Origin of the sequence: Methylobacterium sp. WL18 (assembly GCF_008040015.1) — a bacterium.
In the GTDB taxonomy this organism is placed as follows: domain Bacteria; phylum Pseudomonadota; class Alphaproteobacteria; order Rhizobiales; family Beijerinckiaceae; genus Methylobacterium; species Methylobacterium mesophilicum.
The window spans coordinates 1-451 of sequence record NZ_VRVD01001334.1 but is presented as its reverse complement, the minus strand read 5'-3'; the positions used below and the strand labels follow the sequence as shown (position 1 = coordinate 451).

Sequence of the window (451 nt, the reverse complement as noted above, 5' to 3'; positions counted from 1 at the left end):
GCGGCAGCCTGCTCGCCCCCGTGACCTCGGCGGTGGATGGCCTGCTCGGCGGGCACGGCGGAACGCCCCTCGACGGGTTGCTCGGCGGCCTCGCCGGTGGAGGCCAGGCGGATGGGATCGGCCCCCTGCTCGGACCGAACGCGCCGCTGCAGCCCGTGGCCGGGCTCGCCAACGGCGTGATCGACGGCATCCACGGGGTGCTGGAGCAGACCGGCCACGACGTGGCGATCCTGAACGAGCCGCTCCACGCCGTGATCAACCTCGGCACCAATGTGGGCCTGGGCGAGCTCGGCGAGGCGCACAATCTCCTGACCGACGTGGTCAACCTGCCCGGCGCGGTTCTGGGCGGCAACGCGGCCCCCGCGATCGGGCAGGTCGCCGGCGATGTCGGGCAGGTCGCCGATGCGGCCGGCGGCGTCCTGGGGTCGGTGACCGGGGCTCTCTCCGGCGC

The 451-nt window shown here is 74.9% G+C and carries 1 pseudogene; it reads left to right on the top strand.

The window, feature by feature from the left end:
* Positions 1-451 (top strand): annotated as a pseudogene (locus FV228_RS32620) (hypothetical protein); the annotation flags it as partial.